The organism is Parasphingorhabdus halotolerans, from assembly GCF_012516475.1.
GTDB classification, from domain to species: domain Bacteria; phylum Pseudomonadota; class Alphaproteobacteria; order Sphingomonadales; family Sphingomonadaceae; genus Parasphingorhabdus; species Parasphingorhabdus halotolerans.
Genome location: NZ_CP051217.1, coordinates 1,315,154 through 1,337,167, shown reverse-complemented (window position 1 = coordinate 1,337,167; position 22,014 = coordinate 1,315,154). Strand labels below are relative to the sequence as shown.

Below are 22,014 nucleotides of genomic sequence, written 5' to 3'. Positions count from 1 at the left end.
AATGAGGTCGCGAGAATGCTGGGTTTTTACCTGTGGGGGAAAACATGATTATACCATTCCGTTCTGCCGGGCGTTCAGCCGTATCTTCCTTCAACAATTCAGCTAGCATCGCCGCCATGGCCACGGCCTTCATGTTCGCAGCCAGTCCGGCTGCGGCGCAGCAGACGGTGCCGGGCGTCAGCGGTAATTGTCCGATTGTTGCCGGCGTTGCTGATTGCTCCGGCGATCTCTCAGGCGGGATTACAACCGGACCGGGCGAACCCGGTTTTGGCACGCTCAACATCAATCCGACCGGACCCATCGCTCCCAATGGCTATTTCGCGATTGGCGTGATCAAGGATGACCAGGATATCACAATCAATATCGCCGATGGCACGGTGATTGATGTTTTTGACGACCCGAACATTGGCGGCTTTGCGCAGGCGCTGATCGCAGTCATCGGCAACGGATTTGATCTGAATATCAATACCGGTGCAAACATTACTGCCGATGGACGAGACAGCTTTGGCCTTGGTATTGAGGCTGTGGTTCAGGGCGGTGCCGGTAATCTCGACATAACCAATCGCGGCAATATTACTGCCTTTGCCGACGGCGATAGTGCAATTGCATTGCAAGGACGTTCGGAAAACAGCACCGGCAATATCCTGATTGCCAATAGCGGCACCCTATCGGCAATGTCGGGCGGGACGGGAGAGCGTGACCGGATTACAGCGGGCATTTTCGGCTTTCACCAGCTTGGCGGCAATCTGACCGTCAACAATAGCGGTGCCATCAGCGTCTCGCCTGGCGCCGACACTCTCGATGCTGTTCCCAATGGATTTGCCTCGGCGATTGTTACCACTGCATTTGGCAATGCATCCGCAACGGCGATCACAAACAGCGGCACTTTGACCGCCACGGGACCCTATACCAATGGCATCACAGGCGTCACGACCAATAATGGCAGTGCAGCCTCCACCATGGTCATCGACAATGATGGCGCGCTCAATATCGACAGCCTGTTTGGTTATGGCATATTTGCGCAGAGCAGCGGCACAGCGGTCAATATGAATATCGACAATAGCGCCGCTATAGACATCACCTCGACCGGTGCGATCACTGGCATATTCAGCCTGAACGGGGCGCAGAATGCGGCATCCTCGCTCGTCAACACGGGTGATATCACCGGCAGCGGTTTCAACCTGCGCGGCCTGGGGATATCCAGCTTTGGCGCACCAGCGGGCGGCACCTATAATTACACCGTGACTAACAGCGGCGACATGACATTTGACGCAATGGCCGCGACCGGCATCTCGGTTTTCGCCACGGCAGAAGACAATGTCACCGCGAATGTGACGAATAGCGGGAATTTTAATTTTGCTTCTTCCGTCGGCGCGCTCTCCCGGGGGATAAGCGCAACTTTTGATTTCGTCGATGCCAGCGCCGGGGGAGCGGACGGCAACAGCGATCTGACTTTGTTCAACAGTGGCAACATCATTCTCGGCGCTGGTATCGGGATTTTCACTGCCGCCGATATGATAGACATTACCAACGAAGGCATGATCACGATTAACGCCGACAATTTCGACGGCATCGTCATGCACGGCGAGAATGTCAGGCTGAATAATAGCGGCGACATCATCATAAACGGTGAAAATGGCGTTGCGATTTTCAACGAAATTCTGACCGATAAGGGAAGCAACTTCAACTTGACCAATAGCGGCGACATCACGCTAGGTGGTTCAGTTGGCGGCGGGATCGGCAGCATCTCAATCGACGCCGGGGCCTCCGCCGTAAACATTGTGGCCGGAATCAACAGCGGTAACATCACTGGCGCAGCCGACGGAACCGGGATCGCGGTGCTGGCGCTTAATTCGCAAACCGCCGCTGCTGCGCTTACCAACAGCGGCAATATCAATTTTGCCAACAGCACGCAGCTCGACTCGGCTGGCATCAACATCAATCTGGAGGCCGACAGCGGCAATCCGGACAATAGCGAACTCAGCCAAATTGCGGTGTCCAGCGACGGCGACATCACGATGGGGGTTGGCAATGCCATCGTACTGAAGGCCGACACGGTGGTGGCGAGCGTCGAAGGTAATGTTTCGACCACCGGCGATAGCTCTACCGTGCTGATGTTCGAAGCTTCGAACAGTCTGTCTGTTGATGTTGACGGTACCGTCACTGCCAGCGGTCAGGATTCCAACGGTGTGGTGATCGGTAGTGGAGGGAATGGACAGAGCGGCACCGTATCCATGTCGAACAGCGGCGTAATTTCCGCAACCGGCGCAGGCGCGACGGGAGTCTTGTCAGCCAGTGGCTTTGATACGCTGGACAACAGTGGCACAATCACGGGCGCGGTGAACGCAATAGCCATCGTGCAAGGCTCCGGTGGCTCGCTCGGCGCTGCGGCCAGCAATGAAGGCTTGCGCAATTCCGGTCGGATTGAAAGCCTCGCTGTCGGCGGTGTCGCAATCAGGGGGACGAAACAACCGCCGTTGCGGATGCTGTGCGTAACTTGGCTACTGGTACGATTATCGGCGATATTGCGTTAGGCGGCGGGAATGACATCCTCGCCAATCAGGGTGCAATCACAGGCGACGTCGCACTCGGAACCGGAAGCGACTCCTTCATAATGACCGCTGGCGGGAGCCTTACCGGCACAATTGACGGGGGCGACGGGGATGATCTGTTTGCACTCGATGGCGCGGCGGGTACCAGTGCGACTTTCAATCATGATACCATCCCGTTGTCCGGCTTCGAACGGTTTGAAAAGCGCGGCGCGGGTAGCTGGACGCTGGCGGGGGCGGGCAACATGACCTTCCCGACCGACGGTTTGATCAGCGGTGGTTCGCTCTTCGTCAATGGCATTTATGCGGGGCTTAGCCTGCAGGTAAATGCGGGTGCGCGGCTGGGCGGCACCGGCAGCGTCGGTGCGGCAACCCTGACCGGCGCTACGCTGGCCCCCGGCAACAGCATCGGTACGATGACGTTTAATGGCGACCTGACCTTTGATGGCACCTCGACGCTGGAGATCGAGGTCAATGACCAGGGGCTGAGTGACCGGATCATCGTCAACGGGTTGGTCAATCTGGGCGGTGCGGGGCTGAGCGTGCTCGACATGAATGGCGGAAGTTTTGGCGGCAGCAATCCGTTTGTCTATACGATCATCGACAATGACGCGGCCGATGCAATTAACGGCGTGTTTGGTAGCGTGACGAACCAGCTTGCTTTCCTGACACCCAGCGTCAACTATGCGGGCGGCGACGGCAACGACGTGGTGGTCACGCTGACGCCGAATAACAATCCTCCAACGAACGGCTGTACCAACAATACTCCCGTGGCGAATGAGAGTGTCACTTGTACCGGAACCGACACGGTGGGCATTTTTGATGCCGGTCAGGTGATCACCAGCTTGCCCAGTGGTGTTTCCGTTGATGTCCGGCCCGATGCGATTGTGCCGCACATATTCCTGGGCGCGAATGCGACCGTGGTGACCGGAACCGGAAGCCAGATTTTGGGCACCACGATGGACAACCGCGTCATTCATATTGAAGGCGGCTCAATAGATATTGCAGGTACAGTAACTGGGAATGCCGCCGCCATCCTCGCCGGTTCTTCCAATATGTCGCCTACGGGTTCCACTGTGATGATTCGTCAACCCGGCACGGTTACATCTAATGTCGGTGCGGGCGCGATCTTTGTGCAGAGTGACAATGGGACAATTCAGGTTGACGGCACGATTATAACCAATGGCAATTTCTTTGATGCCAATGGAAATGGGGCATCTGTGGTCGCGCTGGCCGACAATTTTTCCACCACCATCGGCGAAACCGGTAGCGTAACGACCGACGGCAATCGGGTGTCAGCTGTCGTGACGCGGGGAAATGACAATCGCATCAGCTCTGCTGGAACGATCATAACGAGCGGGGATTTGGCAGCCGGCATTTCACTGATCGAGGACGGTGCGGCGGGGGCAACCGGAGGACAGGTAATGCTCACCAGCACTGGGCAGATAACCACTTCGGGAAGCCAGTCGCACGGGATTTTTGTCAGTCTCGGAGGCGGCTCAACCACAACCAGTCAAATCACTGTTGATGGGTCAATCAGCACGAGCGGCACCGACGCTTCAGCGATTTACCTGACAGCAACCCAGAACAGCGTCGGCAATGCCAATATCTTAATTTCGCAAGGCGCCCGCGTTTTTTCCTCGCAGTACGAAGTAATTGGCGAAGGCGATACAGGTGGAACACCCGGTATTGTCAACACGACGGTAACGATTGCTGGCGAGGTTGCACGCAGCAATGCCACAGATGTGGCAATTGAACTGGGTACCGGAAATGACAGCGTAATCCTGCTGTCGACCTATGCAATCACCGGCACAATTGACGCCGGCGATGGCGATGATCTGTTCGCGCTCGACGGCGCGGCGGGGACCAGCGCGATCTTCAATCATGACAATAATGCGCTCGCCAATTTCGAACGCTTTGAAAAACGCGGTGCCGGGCTATGGGCGCTGGCGGGCGCGGGCAATATGACCTTCCCGACCAATGGCCTGATCAGCGGCGGTACTTTGGCGGTGAACGGTACTTATGCCGGGCTGAACCTGAATGTTCAATCCGGCGGACGCCTGGGTGGCTCCGGTTCGGTTGGTGCGGTCACGCTCACTGGCGGGACGCTGGCTCCGGGCGCTGGGAGCGGGTCTGCTCCAACACAAACAGCGGCAGTGCATGCAACTCCGGTTTCAGCAGTTCCTGTTGCTGGCGTGTCGGCTCCGACTGCGCCGATAGCGAGTGCTCCTGTGCCTGCACCCCTTCCGCTCCCGCCAAAACTGAGCGGCGGAATGCTTGCAGAAGCGCAGCGGGCAGCGGGAGGGATGATCACCGGCGGTGAGAACTCCCCGCACCGGGTCAATGCTGGCAATATGATCACGGGCGGCGACAATATTGCGCATGGCAACCTATCTGGGAATATGATCGCTGGCGGAGAAAATAGTCCCCATGCCGAGTTAATCATGGGTGGTGAAAACACGCCCCACGCAGAAATAATCGCAGGCGGTGAAAACACGCCTTATGCCGAAATGATCAGTGGCGGTGAAAACGCGCCATTCGAGGGCTTCATATTGGGTGGGGAGAATATCGCCCTTGTTGATGGGACTTCAATCCCGGGCGCTGTGAATGTTCCAATCAGCACCTTGATCCAGGGTGGCGACAACAGCCCCTTTGCCGCTGGCCAGAATATCGGCACGCTGACGATCAACGGCGATCTGACATTCGACGCGAGCAGCATATTTGAGGTTGAAGTCGACGATCAGGGCAATAGCGACAGGGTCATCGTGTTCGGTTCGGTAACGCTGGGCGGCGCGAGATTGTCGGTGCTCGACATGATTGGCGGCGGCTTCATGGGAACCGATCCGTTCAACTATATCATCATCGATAATGACGCGATGGACGCAGTGATGGGAATTTTTGGCAATATCACCAATGAGCTCGCCTTTCTCACCCCTACCGTGACCTATGCAGCAGGTGACGGCAATGATGTGCAATTAACGCTGACCCCCAATAACGCGCCACCTCCACCTCCACCTCCACCACCACCTCCTCCTCCTCCACCGCCTCCTCCACCACCTCCTCCTCCTCCTCCACCGCCACCGCCTCCTCCTCCTCCAACGCCGACTCCGACCCCGACCCCCACACCGGTGCCGACACCTACCCCGACGCCCACGCCTCCGCCGGTGGTCGTAACGCCGCCAGCAGGACCCTTGTTCCCAACCGTGGCGCGGACATTTAACCAGACGAGCGCAGCGCGAGGCTTGGACGGATTCGACCGGACAGCGGGCAGTGATTCAAACACGGTCTACATGAATGTTCTGTTCACCACCGTTCCTCAGGCATTGCAGGCTTTCGATACGTCGTCAGGCGAGATCTATCCGACGCTTCTGGCCGATACGCTGGACGCAGGGATGGTCCGAACGGACCGGCTCGTTGCGCGCAGCCACGAATCCTTCCGCGATGGCTGGGGTATCTGGGGCGGGATCAACGGCCGCACGGGCAACGTCGATGGTGACGGCAATGCCGCCGCCGTCAGTCAGGATGATTATGGCTTTGATATTGGCATTGATTATCGCGGCAAAGACAACGCCTGGGCCTTTGGTGCATCGGTTGGCTATATTAATAGCGATCTGGAAATCACTGCGCGCAATAGCCGCGCCGACAGCGATGGCTGGCATCTGGGTGCTTATGGCCGATATGGTTCGGGCGGCAAAGGCGTTACCGCAACCGCTGCGATCAGCTATTCCGATATCAGTTCCGATGTAATGCGCGCCATTCAGGTTAACCGACTTTCGCGGGCTGCCACGTCCAATGTCAACGTGACGACGTTCGCCATCGAAGGCGAACTGCGGTACGGCATCGAATCCGGTCCAGGCTGGTCGATGGGACCTGTCGTCTCGATCCATCATGCCAGTGCTGATTTGGGTCGCTTTTCCGAAAATGGTGCCCAAAGCCTCAACCTTTCGAGCAATGGCGGCTCCGACAAGCTAACCCGCTTTGGCGGCGGTGTCTTTGCCAACTGGCAGGGGACAAAAGGCGGTCTCGATGCCAGTGCACAATATGTTGGCGGCAGCAATAATTTTACGCAGGTCGGCATGGCGCTGGATGGTGCACCGGGTATCACCTTCCCGATCCGCTCTCCCCGAGTCAACAATTCGAGCGGACTGTTCACCGTCTCCGGCGAATATGAACTGGGCGGCGGCTGGACCATCGGCGGCAATATCCGCAGCCTGATCAGCAAGGATGAAAAAAGCGCCTCGGGCAGTGTTAACGTCGGGTGGAGATTCTAGACCAGAGGAAAAGATCGTGTTCGCGGTCCGGCAAATTGGAAATGGCGAGAAGAAACTGCCGCTTCTGAATGTCCGCGAACAAAGACATTTCAATTGTCCGGGTAAGCGACCCAGCCGGACAGGCCGTGCGACGAGAGTTGCGCGGCCAATTGGCTCGCTTCTATTTTTCAAGCCTCCTGACGTTAAAGAGCGAACCCATGCAAATTGCTGGCAACTTCCTATCGAATGCAATATCAGTTGCACAGTTGAGGAGTGGTACTTGGCTGGGGCAATTAATCACAAGGAATTGATGGCGCGTTGGCAGGCGGGAAATCGCGGGGCCGGTAATCAACTATTTGTCGATCTTGAATACGAATTGCAGAAAATTGCAGCCGCCAAGCTGGCGGGAGAGAAGAATTCCTCTCTTTCTACCGGCGATTTGATTAACGAAGCAGTCATTCGACTCTCCAATCTCAAGGCAATTGCGCTTCAGAGCAAAGCGCATATTCTGGCGCTGGCGTCTCGCATCATGCGCCAGGTGCTCGTCGATCAGGCGCGGAAGCGGAACAGCGATAAGCGTGAACATGCAAAGGTCACACTGGTAACAAATATCGGGGTTTGGGACCGGCCGATTGAACTCTTGTCACTTGAACTGCTGCTGGAAGAACTGACCGAAATCGATGCGCAACGAGCGGATATTGTCGAAATGCGTTTTTTTGGCGGAATGTCGATAAGTGATATTGCGACTGTGCTGGATGTTTCCGAGGCGACCGTGAAGCGGAGATGGATGTCAACCAGGGTGTGGTTACATGACCGCCTACAACAGTGAACCATGACGGAGACACTTTCATCGATTGAATTGGCCGCCATGGAATTGTTCGAGCTGGCGATGGAACGCTCTCAGGAAGATCGTGAGGACTTTATTTCCGGCGTTCCTGAAGCCAGCGAGTTGGTCAAGCTGCGGGCACTAAAACTGCTATTGGTTGATCGTACGGCGTTTCAATCGCTAAAAACCGGCGGAGCTGCGGAGCTGGACGAGGAGGATGAACCGCAGCCGGAAACCATCGGTGCTTACCGGATATTACACCTATTGGGACGCGGTGGCATGGGGGCGGTCTATCTTGCTGAGCGTATGGCGAGCGACTTTGACCAAATCGTTGCAATCAAGGTCATAAAGAAGCGACTGATAAACCCGGAGATTGTTGAACGGTTTCGTCGCGAGCGCCAAATTCTGGCGGATCTTAATCACCCTCATATTGCCCGGCTTTTTGACGGTGGTGAAACGGATGAAGGTGCGCCCTATTTTGTAATGGAATTTGTTGATGGCCAACCGCTAGACGAGTGGCGGATAACAGCCAATCCGAGTGTAGATGACCTACTCAAAATCTTTGTTTCAATTTGTGAGGCGGTTGAATTTGCGCATCAGCATCTGATCATTCACCGAGATATAACGCCTGCCAATATCCTCGTGGGAGAAGGCGGCTATCCAAAACTTATTGATTTTGGGATCGCGCGTGTTGGCATTGAGGAGGATGATCCCACCGAGCAATCCAGCCTTAGTTTCACACCTGGATATGCTGCGCCAGAACGGAAATATGACGGCGCTGCCAATGTCCTGACGGATATCTATTCGCTCGGCAAACTCTTTGATATGCTGATCGCGGGCAATCGGGAGCCAGAACTACGGGCAATTGCTGACAAAGCTGCCAGCATCAATTCCGCTGATCGCTATCAAGGCGCGACTGCAATGCTCGGGGATATCTCGGACTTTATCGAAAACAAACCGATCTCGGCCTTCGCCAGTTCACCGCTTTATATTGGCAAAAAATTTGTCCAGAGGCAGAAACTTGCTGTGGGTGCAGGCGCAATTCTGATAATCGGTGTGCTGCTTTCACTCATTATCGTCACACTGGCCTATCGGCAGGTCGAGGCTTCTCGGGCGGAAACTGAACAACGATTTGCCGACACCCGCGATATTGCCAACACGATGATGTTCGATGTTTTTGACGAGGTCAGCATGGTGCCGGGCAATACCGCCGCGCGCTTGTTGATAGTGCAAAATGCGCAAAAATATCTTGAAGCGCTTGCGGCTGAACCAGACTCTTCGATGGACATTCGACTGGCTGCTGGCCGGGGCTATTCCCGCCTCGCTGAAGTTACCGGATCATTGGCGAGCGGTAATATTGGTGAACTGGAAAAAGGATTGGCGCTATATGAGCGCGCGGCAGAATTATTGGAAGGCATTTACGAGGCAAAACCTGATGATGAGGTTCGTCTTGCATTAGCCGAAGTTCATAAAAACCTGGCGCGCGACAAACTACTTACGTTTGTTGATACCGAGACAGCACAAATACACGCCAAAAAAGCGATAGCACTGGTTCAGGAAATCCGAACGCCCTCCTCGGAAAGCTATGCTGTTCTTGGACAGAGTTATCGTTTTCTGGCAGATGGGCTGGCATGTTGCGGTTCTGACGCGGCAGGTGGACAACGAGCTATCAAAAGCGGAATTCAGGCAATTAACAAAGCGCCCGAACAAGTACGTGAAACACTGCCAGTTCAAAGAGCTTTGAATGATTTGCAAAACCTCCAAGCGGGATTGTACAGTTTTAACGGGAAAACTAATCTGGCTTTACGAGAATTTGAAAAAGCCTATCGCGATCAAATGGCGCTCATCGATTTCTACGGGGAAAACCCGGAAGATCGGCGATTATTAGCAACCATCGCGACCAATTATGCCCGCACGCTTTTAATGTCTGGACAGCAGGATCAAGCGGAACGGATCATTGGGCCAGCGTACGGCGAGCTGGTCGTTGCGAGCAAATCCGACGAGCTCGACTACGATTTAAACCGATCGGTGAGTATCGTTTCTTTGCTTCGTGCAGAAGTTGCATTGGCGCGGAAACAAAACAATGACGCGGAGAAATATTTTGAACAAGGGCTACGCGCAGCACTTATTAGTGAGGACGTTGATGAGGTGGATCAAGGAAACTCCATGGACTTCGCTTTTCGCTTGAACGAAGCTGCACGTGTGGCATCTTCATTGGGCAAGACGGCCCAAGCGTGCGATCTGACATCGCAATCGCTACGAATAATGCGACGCTATCTGCAGCGCTTCAAGCTTCCCGAGACTACAAAGAAATACCGATTTGAACCGATGGTGAAAAACATGAGACGATGTCGATAAGTCAAGTTACGCAAGATCAGCTCATTTTTTCAGCATTTCAATCGCGGACAATGACAGCTTCTTTGAAGCTCAATTGGGCCTGTGAACTTCCGCAATCGGGGCGGAAGCGGAAATAGGACTTTGGGCGATCCCAAACCTCAACCCCCAATAAAATAATTGGCTGTCCTACAGTTTATCCTGCGGTTACACTCCCGCTATGATGGAAAACTGTGCCATGTCTGCCGGAAAATTTGTAAGCAGAAAGAGAAATCCGGTTTTTGCAGCCATTCCGGCTTTGCCTTTCTTCTCCTTGTTCAGAATTATCCAAATAAAAATGAACGAATCACTATGATATTACCCTCTCTCCTGATCATCGATGATTTTATTGCCGACCCGCTGGCGGCCCGCACCGCGGCGCTGGCGCTTAATTATGATCCTGATAACAAGCATGGCAATTATCCCGGGCATATCTCGACCAAGCCGCTCGACATACAAGGACTCAACGAGCGGGTGTCGACGATTATCAACGCGCCGGTGAAGGCTGCGCCCGATACCAGCCATGGCCATTGCCGGGTCACGCTGAAAGGCGACAAGGGGCGCAGCGGGGTGCATATTGATCCGGCGTTCTATTCCGGCATTTTATATCTCTCGCTGTCAGAACATTGTAAAGGTGGAACAGAATTTTTCCGGCACAAGCGGACCGGACTGGAGCGGGTGCCAACGGATCCGGCTGCCATTGCCAAGGCAGGTTATTCCGATATCAACGCGCTGATCGAGGACGTCGTCAACAAGGATACCACCCACCCCGCGAAATGGATGAAGGTGATGACGGTGCCGATGCGATTTAACCGGCTGATCCTGTTTAGCCCTTGGATGTTCCATAATAGCGGGATGGCGTTTGGGACGACGCCGGAAGATGGGCGATTGGTAAATCTGATGTTTTTTGCGAAGGGATGAAGAAACCAGAATAGTTTTCCGTTCATGCCGGGCTTGTCGAAGCACATGTGCTTCTACATAATGGCCCTTCGACAAGCTCAGGACGAACGGCGCGTTTAAATGAAAAAGGGAATTGGAAATGAATGCAGTTAGAATGAAGCTGGTAGCAGCGAGCCTACTCATGGCTTCCCCTCTGGCATTGTCCTGCTCGCAGGCGCAGGAAACAGATCGCTTCGCAAAAGTCGAGATCAAGGCGGAGAAGCTGGCGGATGGCGTCGCTGTATTATTCGGTGCGGGCGGCAATATCGGCGTTTCTTATGGTCCCGATGGTACGGTGCTCATCGACGACCAGTTCGCGCCGCTGACGCCAAAAATTCAGGCGGCAATTGCAGATCTCGGCGCTAGTGAAGTTAAATATCTGATTAACACCCACTGGCACGGCGATCATAGCGGCGGGAACGAAAACTTCGGCAAGGCGGGCGCGCTGATCATGGCGCATGACCATGTGCGTGAGCGGATGCTCGGTATCCAGAAAACCGGCAAGGGCAATGATCCCGCTTCGCCGAAAGAAGCGCTGCCGACGGTGACATATCATGATGGCATCAAGCTGCATCTCAACGGCGATGAAGTGCACGTGAAGCATATGAAGCACGGGCATACCGATGGCGACAGTATCATCTTCTGGAAAAACGCCAATGTGCTGCATATGGGCGATCTCTATTTCAACAAGGTGACATTGCCATTTATTGATCTGAATAGCGGCGGCAACGCGCGCGGCGTTTTGGCAGCGGCTGAGAAAGCGCTTGAGATGGCGGACGACAATACGAAAATCATCCCTGGTCATGGTCCGATGGCGACCAAGGCAGACCTGATGGCCTATCGCGACATGATGAAAAGCGTGATTGGCGCCATTGAAAAAGCGCAGGGTGAAGGCAAGACGCTGGAGCAGGTGCAGGCGATGAAACCGGCGGCGGAGTGGGACACCAATCCCGATGCGTTCATCAAGGGTGATGCCTTTGTCGAGGCGGTGTACAAGAGCTTGCAAATGCCGGAGCATGCCGAGGAACATGCGCATTAGAGATAGCGTCAGTTGGCCGTTCTATTTTCCCGTTCCTGGTGAGCCTGTCGAACCAATTTGTCGCCAATAAAAATCCTTCGACAAGCTCAGGACGAGCGGGTTGGAACCCACGATTTTAGCTTGTTGCCCGTTCAATTTCCGTTCGTAGCGAAGCGATTAGCGGCGCTATCCGGGTCAGCCGTTCTTCCTCTTCATCGACGATCTTGCGGAAGATGGTTTTTTTGAATTCGAGCGTGGTAGCGTCGTCGGGACGCTTTGCAGCGGGCAAGGTGGAAAATACGATATCGATCATCCGTTCCGCCCCGTGGAGGCGCCCCCAAAGATAATCATTCTCGCGATAGGATCGGCTGAAAAACGCGCCAAAATTGTTGAATTCAATGCCCTTCAGTGTCGCGGCAACGCCGCCTTTTCTGATGGTGCGTGCGTCCTCCGGCGAGATGCGGTCAACCTTGATCGGATCAAATTCGTCCAGCCCTTCGCCTTGCAGCAGCGGCAGGGTGGCAATGTCGTAAAAAGGAAAACCGAGAAAGGCGAGCAGCATCGAGCGCTTTTCCGATTTGGGTAGTCCGGCAAGGGCTTGCGCCAATTTGCCATCGACAACGTCGTCGGCGGCTTGCAAGTCGCGCGCCTTGGCCAGTGCGTCGAGTGTTGCCGATGGACTGGTTTCGGCATGTTCGGCAAGTCCGGCAAATTCGTCGCCAAGATATTCGATGGTTTCGCGCTCGATGTAGAGCGACAGGCAGTCATAAATCACATCATGCATGGCCTCAATCGCTTCATACTCCTCGGTTTTGGCGCTATCGAGATCCTCAGCCAGCCGCCTTGCCAGGAAGCGCAACCGGCGGATGCGGTAGCCCAGATCATGCGCCCCGAAGAAATCCGCCGCCAGTTTGGAAGGGCCTGCACCACCTTTTTTGCCGACGCTGTCGAGTCCGCGTCGCCTGATTTCCGTCCATAATGCATCGCGCAGGGCGGGATGATTATGGGCATTCGGATCGGCCTTGGTGCGGCGGATGGTGGTCGCGATATCTTCAATCACGCTGGCCAGCTTGAGATGCCCGTAAGCGCTGTAGGAAAAGCCCGCGAGCTTGGCCGCTTTTTCGCGAGATTTGCGCCGCCACCCCGCCACTCGCGCAGCTGTGGGCCGATCGAGAAACAGGGTCCGGCCAAATAATGTTTCCACGTTGCGTTCAACCTCGGTGCGCAGATTATCAGTGATTTTGCGCATCTGGATGATCCGGTTGGAGCGCCCGGCAATGGTATTGAGATTGTCGCGGATCGGTTGCTCGCGCGGGATATTGGAAATCGCACCAAAAATGGTCGAGAAGAAACCGGGAAGGCTTTCATCTTCTGCCTGCAAGCGTTGCAGCGCCTTGTCGCTCTTCGCTACATCCAGATCAGGACGCGGATCGATATAGACAAAGCGCCGGTCGACCTCGCGCTTGGCCGGCCGGTTTTTTAGCGCTTCGATCGCCTGCGCAAATGGCGCGTTGGCGAGCACGGAACCATCAATAAGCACCGTATCGTCGGCAGTGCCAGCGCGAAACTGGTTGGGCAAAATATGTTTTAGAAACGCTTTGCGGCCGGACCAGACGTATTCATGGTCCGCGAGCACCTCATCCAGCTCCTTCACCGTAAATGGCGGGAAGGCGCCGGGGAAGCTTGCGGTGGCGCGCGCAGCAAATGTGAGCTCCGCCAGATCAGCAATGGCTCCATCCCTTTTTCCGCGCGTGGAAAAGCCGATGGTGATGCGATGTTCCATCTCCATCGCCTCGGGTGGGCTGTGGAGTTGTAGCTTTTCAGGATGCCCGACAAAATCGGTGACAGTAACAAAAAGATCAAGCGGTTGGCCGGGTGGCAGCAATCTGGGTCCGGCTTCGGTTGCGCGGACGGCATTCAACGCATCGAATATCAATCCGGAAAAAACCTTCCCACCAAAAGGCGGGGCAAACCAGCGGGCGCGGACGAAGCGGGAGAGCTTCATTTTCACTTCCTCGCGCGCTTCCTTGGAAACCGTTTGCTCCACCGCGCCGCCCTTGCGCCCCAGCGCCATCCACGCAATCGGTTCGGCCCAGAATTTGGAAAAGCGCGACAGGGGCCGTGCGTCTGGATCAAGCAATTTGTCGACATCGGCGGTCTCGAGCCAAAGCTCCGTCAACGGTTCGAGAGAGCGTCCCGAAAGAATGGCCTGCGAGAGAAAAATCCCGTTAATCCCGCCAGCGCTGGCCCCGGCAATAATATCCGGCAACACCCGAAGCTTGACGCCGGTTTCCTGCTCCATCCATTGCAATATGTCGTAATAAGTCCCGCGACTGCACGTATCGACCTTCGCGCCATCATGAAAATCCCGGCTCGCCTGTGCCAGCTTCCAGATTTCCTTGGTAATCCCGTGCATATAGATGGCCAGACTAACGCCGCCGTAGCAGATCAGGGCCAGTCGAAGTTCTTTTTGCCGCATGGGTTTTTAACTACAGGATGGCGGGGAGGGCGCAAGGGGGGAGTTTGCGATTGACTGTCATTGCGGGTCAAGTATCGCCAGTTATACTCGGCACTTGGTGCAGAAAAGCAATGACGGACCTGTCAGACAGCCCAGCGATAATGGCCGGTGATCGGCCAGGCGAACAGTCGGTTTTCTTCCCGGGTGCCGGCTCCGACATTGTGGATCAGCAGAGGGAGATTGCCGGTCTTGCGATCCGAAACAATACCGCAATGCGCCAGTTTACCGCCGATAATGCTGGTGACAATATCACCGGGCAGCCAGTCGTTCGGGTCCTTGGAAAACGGCTCCACCGCGCCGCGGCGCTTAAAAAACGTCCGCATATTCGGCACGCGGCGGTGGTCAATATTGCGGTCGGTCGCGTGGAGGCCCCAGATTTTGGGATAGGCGGAAAAGGCCTTTTCCATATCGAGATGGATGAGCTTTTGCAGATCCAGCCCCAGCCCGTCGCGATAGGCGCGGATGATGACATCGGTGCAGGCCCCCGATTTGCGCGGAAAATCACCATTCGGGTAGTCGATGCCGTGATAGGCCTGACTGTAGATGGTGGTCACCCCAACCTGACTGCGCGCGGCTTTGACGAGGTGAGTTGCGCGGCTGGTGCGCTGCGCGAGCAAAGGTGTGGGGGTGAGGAGGGTGATGCCTGCGGCGGCTAGGAGGGTCCGGCGGGTGGGTTGCATGAGTCGAGATTGGGGAAGGGCAGGTGAATTTTGGGTGAATGGGAGGAATGAGTTAAACTCAGTTTCATCCCGGTTGCAGAAATCGCTTTATTGCAAACCAGACGAATTGAATCCACATAGCGAATGCACGAGCGAACATTGCGTGAGAATTTCCCACATAGTGGAACAAGGCCAGAATAGAGGGCAACATTGGTGGCAAAAAACACACTGATTTGGAAAATTTCGGATTCAATCCAAGGTGTTATAGATGAACTTATTTTAGATTATCGGCTAATGAAGTCGCTGAACGCGTTAAAAAGGAATAATACTTTCCGATCCCGTGTTTATCTGAATAAGGTATTGGCCGTTTACGACAATTCATGTGATTTCTACATTTTCGTAGTAGCATTCGATGCAATGGTTATGAATGCCGAGAATCGTCACGACGAATCTTTAGAAAGATTGAGGGAGTGTAAGAGCTTATTAGAAGGTAAGTACGATGCGGACAGTCAATATGCCAGACTGTTTTGCAAATTCTATGAATGCTTATACGTCGGAGGAAAACATTGCAAAAAATATCAAGAAGAGTCTCAGTCATTAGATGCAAATTCAACGATTAGAAGATTTCTGAAATTTCCCAAAACATGGCCAAAAGCGGACACCAACGGTTAACCGAAAGATCGATAGACCTGAAGCCTATGGGTCCATCATAGAATAGAAGAAGTATAAACAATAAAACTCTAGCGTTCCTCATTTGTTCTGCTAAACATCCCCAATGGCCAAGCCGAAGAAGAAATATGTTTGTCAGTTATGCGGGTCGATTTCGTTTCGCTGGCAGGGGCAGTGTCCGGATTGCGGGGAGTGGAATACGCTGGTTGAAGAAGCGGGCGAAACCGTTTTTGCGTCCAAGCATAATTTGCAGACCGGTGGGCGTGAAGTGCGGCTGGTTGGCCTCGACAGCGAGATTGCGCTGCCCGATCGGCGCAAAACCGGGATCGATGAATTTGACCGCGCCGTAGGGGCGGGCTGGTTGCCGGGTCCGCGACGCTGATGGGTGGCGATCCGGGGATCGGGAAATCGACGCTCTTGTTGCAAGTTTCGGCGCGGCTGGCGGAGGCGGGGCTGTCCGTAGCCTATATTTCGGGCGAGGAAGCTGCGGATCAAGTGCGGCTGCGGGCGCGACGTCTAGGGCTGGGCAAGGCACCGGTGAAGCTGGCCGCCGCAACTTCGGTGCGCGATATTTTGACAACTTTGGGCCGCGATGCTCCTGATTTTGTCGTGATTGATTCGATCCAGACCATGCACAGTGATTTGATTGAAGGCGCGCCGGGGACGGTCAGCCAGGTGCGCGCCTCCGCGCAGGAAATCATCAAATTCGCCAAGGAACATGGCACGATGGTGATGCTTGTCGGCCATGTCACCAAGGATGGCAATATCGCTGGTCCGCGCGTGCTAGAACATATGGTTGATACGGTGATGAGCTTTGAAGGCGAGCGCAGCCATCAATACAGGATTTTGCGCGCGATCAAGAATCGCTTTGGCGGGACCGATGAAATCGGCGTGTTCGCGATGGAAGAAGCCGGGCTGACCGAAGTTTCCAATCCCTCGGCTCTATTCCTCACCGACCGCAGTGAGGAAGTGACCGGAGCGACGGTGTTCCCGGCGCTCGAAGGAACGCGGCCTGTATTGGTCGAGATTCAGGCGCTGACCGTGCGGTTAGCCAGTGGCGCAACTCCCCGACGGTCCGTTGTAGGTTGGGACAGCTCCCGCCTGGCTATGATTCTGGCCGTGTTGGAAGCCCGCTGCGGCCTCAGCTTTTCCGGCGCAGAAGTGTACCTTAATGTCGCAGGCGGATACCGCTTGACCGACCCCGCCGCCGACCTTGCTGTTGCCGCCGCGCTGATTTCCGCCCATGCTGAAAAACCGATGCCCAGCGATGCCGTTATTTTCGGAGAAATCGCGCTCTCCGGCGAGGTACGTCCGGTTTCCAACACGCCCCTGCGCCTCAAGGAAGCCTCCAAATTGGGCTTTAATCGGGCGTATATTCCGGCATCCAGTGAAAAGGCCGCTGGGGGTGTGATTGGGGGTGTGAATATTGTGAACTTCGGGAAGCTCGCCAATCTCGTTGACCATATGCTTAGTCGTGACTAGCTAGGCGCAATGACGTCGTTAGATATTTTTGTGCTGCTACTGATGGGTGGTGGTGCCGTTTTGGGCTTTTTGCGCGGGTTTGTGCAGGAAGTGCTATCGCTTATCGCATGGGTGCTAATCATCATCGGCGTCCGCACGCTGCATACGCCGATTACTGATCGCTTGATCGCACCCATTGGTAATGAGGGCGGCGCATCTGTGCTCGCGTTCGCTGCGATTGTGATTGTTACCTATGCGCTGGGACGTTGGATCGCGAAGTCCATTGGCAGTAAATCCCGCAAATCGATGCTCGGCCCCATCGACCGCGTATTGGGCTTTGGCTTCGGCATGGTGAAAGGTTTGATTGCTGCGACGCTGGCTTATCTGCTGGTGGTTCTGGTTTATGATACGATCTATGGCGCGGGGACTGAGCGGCCTGAATGGTTGGAGGAATCGCGCACCTATCCGCTGCTCAACGCCAGCGGCACGGCTATGATGGAGTTTATCAATGAGCGCCGGGACGCGGTGCCCGAGACTCCGGATCAAACGTCGTGAGTGAAGCGCTTTACAGCCGGGATATTTTGCGCCTCGCGGTTTCGATCCCCAATCAGGGGCGACTTGATAATCCCCATGGCTCCTCTGAAAACCGCTCGCGCACCTGCGGCAGCCGCGTGATTGCCGACGTCTGCTTGTCGAGCGATGATCGCATCGCTGCACTTGGGCTGGAGATAAATGCCTGTGCCTTGGGTCAGGCCTCTGCAGCAATATTGGGCCGCGAAGCAATCGGCAAGCCGCTTGCAGAAATATCCCAGACCCGAGACCATCTGGCGGCATTTCTTGTCGGAACAGAAGCCCACGCAGGAGTTTGGGATCAGATGGGTTTGCTCGAAGCCGCGCGCGATCATCAAGGTCGCCATGCTGCCATCTTGCTCCCTTATGATGCCGTGATTGCCGCGACCAAGGCCGCTTTGGCCAAACAGAAAGCGATTTAGCAAATGGCCGAAACCCACATGATAGATCTTCTTGGTGGTGGTTTCATCATGCTGGGCGCAGCGCTTGTCATGGTGCTGATATTCCGGAAATTCGGTATTGGCGCGGTGCTGGGTTATTTGATCGCAGGAATATTGATCGGCCCGCAAGGCTTTGCACTCATCACCAACGGCGCAACGATTCTGGAGTTCTCCGAAATCGGGATCATCTTGCTGCTCTTCATTGTCGGTCTGGAGCTGGCGCCGGCGCGGCTGATGCGTCTCCGCAACGCGATTTTTGGTCTGGGATTGTCACAGGTCGCATTATGCGGAATTGCGCTTTTTCTGCTGATACTGGCGACCACGGAATTCAGTTGGGGAGCGGCGATCGCTATAGGCCTGCCGCTGGCTCTATCCTCCACCGCGCAAGTATTGCCGATGCTGCAATCATCCGGCAGGCTGAACACGCCGACCGGAGAAAAAGCCTTTTCGATCCTGTTGTTTCAGGACCTGTCGATCATTCCGCTGCTTACTATCATCGCGGCCTTGTCCCGCGCACCGGCCGAGGAAGGCGCCTTGCCGGGCTATTTGGTCGCGCTTTACGGCGTGCTGGCAATTGGTGGTTTGATATTGGCGGGGCGCTATTTGCTTCAGCCGTTGCTCAAGCTAATCGGGAAAATTGCTGAACGAGAACTATTCATTGTCGCCGGCCTGGTCGCGGTGTTAGGCGGCGCGGCGTTGATGGAGCTGATCGGCCTCTCTCCAGCTCTCGGCGCCTTTATTGCGGGCGTGATGCTCGCCAATTCGCCTTATCGACATGAGCTGGAAGCGGATATTGACCCCTTTCGATCGTTGCTGCTCGGGTTCTTCTTCCTGGCCGTAGGTATGATGCTTGACCTCAATGTTATTGCGGAAAATCCGGGTTTTGTAATCGGCGCAGCCTTTGCATTGGTCGCAGTCAAGATCGCGATTATATTCGGATTGGGAAAGCTGTTTGGCATGGCGACACGGCCTGCGCTGGTTATGGGAATGCTGCTCAGTCAGGGCGGTGAATTTGCGTTCGTGCTATTCGCTGAAGCGGAGAAATCACTGTTGATCGATCCTGCGGCGAGCAGCTTGTTTAGCGCTGTGGTTACGATCTCGATGGCAACAACTCCTTTTCTTATGTTGCTTGCACGGCGCTTCGGAAATGACTCCACAACAAGCGATGTCGATCTTGTTGATCCTTCGAAAGCAGATCGGGCGTCGGTTATTGTCGTCGGGCAGGGGCGCTTTGGCCAGACGGTTTCGCAAATGCTGCTCGGTGCCCAAGTCCCGTTGACACTGATTGATGTCAAGCCGGAACAGATCGATATCCATCAACAATTTGGCGCGAAGGTATTTTACGGAGACGGAACCCGCGTTGATCTACTCCGCCGTGCCGGGGCCGACGAAGCCGATGCGATCGTATTCTGCATGGACGACAAGGATTTTGGCCCGGAAAAGGTGCGGGCGATTGTGCAATCCTTTCCTGAGACCAAAGTGCTCGTCCGGGTTTACGACCGCCGCCAGTTGATTGAACTCAAAGGACTTGGCGTTGTGGGAATGAAACGGGAAGTTTTTGAGTCGGCAATCCACCTCGCCAAGCAGACGCTATACGCGATAGACGTTGATAACAGTTTGATTGACGAAATTGACGAAGAGTTTCGCCAGCGCGATTGCGATCGTCTGGAAGCCCAGATGAAATCGGGTGGTGATATGTTGGCAGGGGCAGAATTGCGGTTTGGGATCGATCTGCCGCCAAAAAACTGAGTTATTCGGAATGATCGAGAAATGCGGCGACGTCGTGGAGATCGACGTCTTGCGCCAGAAACGTTTGTCCGATTCCATTGGCCAGCAGGAAGGGCAAGGTACCGCCGCTCATTTTTTTGTCTAGTAACATATGATCTACTAGCCGCTGACCTGTTGCATGCACTGAAGCGCTGGAAAGACTATGTGGCAGGCTCGACTGTTTCAAATGTGCTTCAACACGCTCTGCAGCAGCATTATCACAATGTCCGCGCCGAACGGAATAGTGAAAGGCCAAAGCCATCCCGGCCGCCACCGCTTCGCCGTGAACCAGAGTGCTAGAATATCCGGTTTCCGCCTCCAGCGCATGGCCGAATGTATGACCCAGATTAAGCAGCGCCCGTTTGCCGGTCAGTTCCTTTTCGTCCTCGGCCACAATCGCGGCCTTCGCGCTAACGCTTTGAACAATGGCATAGCTTAAAGCTTCAGGATCACCGCCGAGTAGCTTTCCGCCATTTTGCTCACACCAGACAAAGAATTCTGGTCGATCAATCAGGCCATATTTTACCACTTCGGCATAGCCAGCGCGCAGCTCACGATCGGGTAAAGTGCCCAGCACAAGCGGATCGATAAGGACAAACTTGGGCTGCTTGAAGCTGCCGACCAAATTCTTCCCGGCCGCGCTGTTGATGGCCGTCTTACCGCCCACACTGCTGTCCACCTGCGCTAGCAGGCTGGTTGGGATCTGGACGAAATTGCAACCGCGCTTGATGATTGATGCTGCAAATCCGGTCAGATCACCGATCACTCCGCCGCCGAGCGCAGCGACAGTATCGGCCCGCTCGATGCCGTTTTCCAACAGCCAGTCTGTCAGCTTTTCAAGCGTCTGCCAGTTTTTGGTGCCTTCGCCTGCAGGGAGTTCCAGAGTTTTGGTCTTGATGCCCTCTGCGTTCAACTGGCTCACAAGTTTTGGCACATAGGCTGGCCCCACATTGCTGTCGGATATTATAAAAGCCCGACTGTTTGACAGATGGGGTGCCAGATGGTTTGCTGCATTTTCAAGCGCGCCCGCTTCAACCATTACGTCGTAGCTATTATTCGCCAGATCAACTTTTACCCGCGTCATGCGCCGAGAGCCTCAATAATTCTGTTTACGGTAATTTCATGGGGCGAATCATTGCCGGTGATATGCAGTTGTGCTTGCGCATAAATTGGATTTCGTGTTTTTGCCAGATTGCGCAAAATAGTTTCCGGGTCGCCGTCCTTGAGCAAGGGCCGGGTATCCCGCCGCGCGACCCGCTTCACGAGTATATCAATATCCGCATCCAGCCAGATTGCGACGGCGTTTGAAAGGATCAATGCCCGGGTTTCTTCATTCATAAACGCGCCGCCGCCTGTTGCGATCACCTGTTTCTGTTCTTCCATCAAACGGGCAATGACACGCCGTTCGCCATCGCGAAAATAGTCTTCGCCAAAACGGTCAAAAATTTCGGCGATACTGAGATCAGCAGCTTTTTCTATTTCTTCATCCGCATCGACAAACGGCAGATCCAGTTTTTTTGCCAGACGCCTGCCAACGGTGGTTTTTCCGACGCCCATTAAACCGATCAAAACCAAAGGTTTATCGCTCGCAAGGGCGCAATGTGCGACCGAATGATTAAAAGGGTCTTTCATGTTTTTGTCCATTGAGGCAAAGGCTATACATATCAAGCCCCTGAGTGCAAAATGCATTGCGTTATTAGGCCGTTATTGAGCAAAGAAGCCGGATCATGAGGCCGGGTCACAGGAAAGAATATAGTTGGTTATGCCGCGAAATCTGGTTTTTCTCATTGTTTTTCTGGTAATTGTCATTATCGCGGTGTTTTTCCTCGCTTCGATTGATACTGAGCGGGCACCGCATCCGGTTGAGAAGCCGGTCATCGGTGCGGAGCTAAACTAAATATGCGGCTACGCTTGAAATATGTTTCTTTGGCGAGCGTCGGCTTTGTCGCATTGGCGCTTTCACTTCCTGTAATGG

15 protein-coding genes and 1 pseudogene are annotated in these 22,014 nt (G+C 54.7%); 12 read left to right on the top strand and 4 right to left on the bottom strand.

The genetic code is table 11. The features are described from left to right. Positions 1 to 44: 44 nt before the first annotated feature. From HF685_RS06395 to HF685_RS06370, 6 genes are all read left to right on the top strand, one after another. Positions 45 to 2,534, top strand: a complete 2,490-nt coding sequence (locus HF685_RS06395) for a beta strand repeat-containing protein (RefSeq protein ID WP_168818792.1) — start codon at positions 45 to 47, stop codon at positions 2,532 to 2,534. Further along, positions 2,489 to 6,820, top strand: a complete 4,332-nt coding sequence (locus HF685_RS06390) for an autotransporter domain-containing protein (protein ID WP_168818791.1) — start codon at positions 2,489 to 2,491, stop codon at positions 6,818 to 6,820. The genes HF685_RS06395 and HF685_RS06390 overlap by 46 nt, the downstream gene beginning before the upstream one ends. A 259-nt stretch (positions 6,821 to 7,079) precedes the next feature. Then, positions 7,080 to 7,628: an ECF-type sigma factor gene (locus tag HF685_RS06385; RefSeq protein ID WP_246218786.1), complete on the top strand. Its 549-nt coding sequence runs from the start codon at positions 7,080 to 7,082 to the stop codon at positions 7,626 to 7,628. Between the two features lie 3 nt (positions 7,629 to 7,631). Next, entirely contained in the window at positions 7,632 to 9,983 is a 2,352-nt protein-coding gene (locus HF685_RS06380) for a serine/threonine protein kinase (RefSeq protein WP_168818790.1), read from the top strand. A gap of 327 nt (positions 9,984 to 10,310) precedes the next feature. Continuing rightward, on the top strand, positions 10,311 to 10,919 hold the full coding sequence (locus tag HF685_RS06375; RefSeq protein WP_168818789.1) for a DUF6445 family protein: 609 nt from the start codon (positions 10,311 to 10,313) through the stop codon (positions 10,917 to 10,919). A 118-nt stretch (positions 10,920 to 11,037) separates the two neighbouring features. Beyond that, positions 11,038 to 11,976, top strand: a complete 939-nt coding sequence (locus HF685_RS06370) for an MBL fold metallo-hydrolase (protein WP_246218785.1) — start codon at positions 11,038 to 11,040, stop codon at positions 11,974 to 11,976. A gap of 115 nt (positions 11,977 to 12,091) precedes the next feature. Here the strand turns inward: HF685_RS06370 and HF685_RS06365 are convergent, their stop codons facing one another. Continuing rightward, a complete protein-coding gene (locus HF685_RS06365) occupies positions 12,092 to 14,434 on the bottom strand; it encodes a patatin-like protein (protein ID WP_168818788.1) in 2,343 nt (780 codons plus the stop codon). 122 nt (positions 14,435 to 14,556) lie between these two features. Beyond that, complete coding sequence (locus HF685_RS06360; protein ID WP_168818787.1) at positions 14,557 to 15,153, bottom strand: DUF1287 domain-containing protein; 597 nt, start codon at positions 15,151 to 15,153, stop codon at positions 14,557 to 14,559. 192 nt (positions 15,154 to 15,345) lie between these two features. Between HF685_RS06360 and HF685_RS06355 the strand changes: the two genes are divergently transcribed. The 5 genes and pseudogenes from HF685_RS06355 to HF685_RS06335 all read left to right on the top strand — a co-directional run bounded on the left by HF685_RS06355 (position 15,346) and on the right by HF685_RS06335 (position 20,021). After that, positions 15,346 to 15,804, top strand: coding sequence for a hypothetical protein (locus HF685_RS06355; protein ID WP_168818786.1), 459 nt, complete (start codon positions 15,346 to 15,348; stop codon positions 15,802 to 15,804). A 103-nt stretch (positions 15,805 to 15,907) separates the two neighbouring features. Beyond that, positions 15,908 to 17,283, top strand: a pseudogene (gene radA / locus HF685_RS06350) (DNA repair protein RadA). A 9-nt stretch (positions 17,284 to 17,292) separates the two neighbouring features. Further along, on the top strand, positions 17,293 to 17,817 hold the full coding sequence (locus HF685_RS06345) for a CvpA family protein (RefSeq protein WP_168818785.1): 525 nt from the start codon (positions 17,293 to 17,295) through the stop codon (positions 17,815 to 17,817). After that, a complete protein-coding gene (locus HF685_RS06340; protein ID WP_168818784.1) occupies positions 17,814 to 18,254 on the top strand; it encodes an iron-sulfur cluster assembly scaffold protein in 441 nt (146 codons plus the stop codon). Before HF685_RS06345 ends, HF685_RS06340 begins: the two co-directional genes overlap by 4 nt. An 18-nt stretch (positions 18,255 to 18,272) precedes the next feature. Then, positions 18,273 to 20,021 carry a monovalent cation:proton antiporter-2 (CPA2) family protein gene (locus HF685_RS06335; protein WP_246218784.1) on the top strand — a complete coding sequence of 583 codons (1,749 nt, stop codon included), beginning with the start codon at positions 18,273 to 18,275 and terminating at the stop codon, positions 20,019 to 20,021. A gap of 1 nt (position 20,022) precedes the next feature. On the opposite strand, the gene aroB is transcribed toward HF685_RS06335, so the two are convergent. Continuing rightward, the gene (gene aroB, locus HF685_RS06330) at positions 20,023 to 21,123 is read right to left on the bottom strand and encodes a 3-dehydroquinate synthase (RefSeq protein ID WP_168818782.1); all 1,101 of its coding nucleotides are present in this window, start codon (positions 21,121 to 21,123) and stop codon (positions 20,023 to 20,025) included. Next, positions 21,120 to 21,671, bottom strand: coding sequence for a shikimate kinase (locus HF685_RS06325; RefSeq protein ID WP_246218783.1), 552 nt, complete (start codon positions 21,669 to 21,671; stop codon positions 21,120 to 21,122). The genes aroB and HF685_RS06325 overlap by 4 nt, the downstream gene beginning before the upstream one ends. Before the next feature lie 130 nt (positions 21,672 to 21,801). Between HF685_RS06325 and HF685_RS16555 the strand changes: the two genes are divergently transcribed. After that, on the top strand, positions 21,802 to 21,936 hold the full coding sequence (locus tag HF685_RS16555) for a hypothetical protein (RefSeq protein ID WP_281352826.1): 135 nt from the start codon (positions 21,802 to 21,804) through the stop codon (positions 21,934 to 21,936). Positions 21,937 to 22,014 lie beyond the last annotated feature (78 nt).

Bases quoted from the DNA above. Each gene is read 5' to 3' on its own strand.
- HF685_RS06395 (WP_168818792.1), top strand. From the start codon at position 45: ATGATTATACCATTCCGTTCTGCCGGGCGTTCAGCCGTATCTTCCTTC.
- HF685_RS06380 (WP_168818790.1), top strand. From the start codon at position 7,632: ATGACGGAGACACTTTCATCGATTGAATTGGCCGCCATGGAATTGTTC.
- HF685_RS06375 (WP_168818789.1), top strand. From the start codon at position 10,311: ATGATATTACCCTCTCTCCTGATCATCGATGATTTTATTGCCGACCCG.
- HF685_RS06370 (WP_246218785.1), top strand. From the start codon at position 11,038: ATGAATGCAGTTAGAATGAAGCTGGTAGCAGCGAGCCTACTCATGGCT.
- HF685_RS06365 (WP_168818788.1), bottom strand. From the start codon at position 14,434: ATGCGGCAAAAAGAACTTCGACTGGCCCTGATCTGCTACGGCGGCGTT.
- HF685_RS06360 (WP_168818787.1), bottom strand. From the start codon at position 15,153: ATGCAACCCACCCGCCGGACCCTCCTAGCCGCCGCAGGCATCACCCTC.
- HF685_RS06345 (WP_168818785.1), top strand. From the start codon at position 17,293: ATGACGTCGTTAGATATTTTTGTGCTGCTACTGATGGGTGGTGGTGCC.
- HF685_RS06335 (WP_246218784.1), top strand. From the start codon at position 18,273: ATGATAGATCTTCTTGGTGGTGGTTTCATCATGCTGGGCGCAGCGCTT.
- aroB (WP_168818782.1), bottom strand. From the start codon at position 21,123: ATGACGCGGGTAAAAGTTGATCTGGCGAATAATAGCTACGACGTAATG.
- HF685_RS06325 (WP_246218783.1), bottom strand. From the start codon at position 21,671: ATGAAAGACCCTTTTAATCATTCGGTCGCACATTGCGCCCTTGCGAGC.
- HF685_RS16555 (WP_281352826.1), top strand. From the start codon at position 21,802: ATGCCGCGAAATCTGGTTTTTCTCATTGTTTTTCTGGTAATTGTCATT.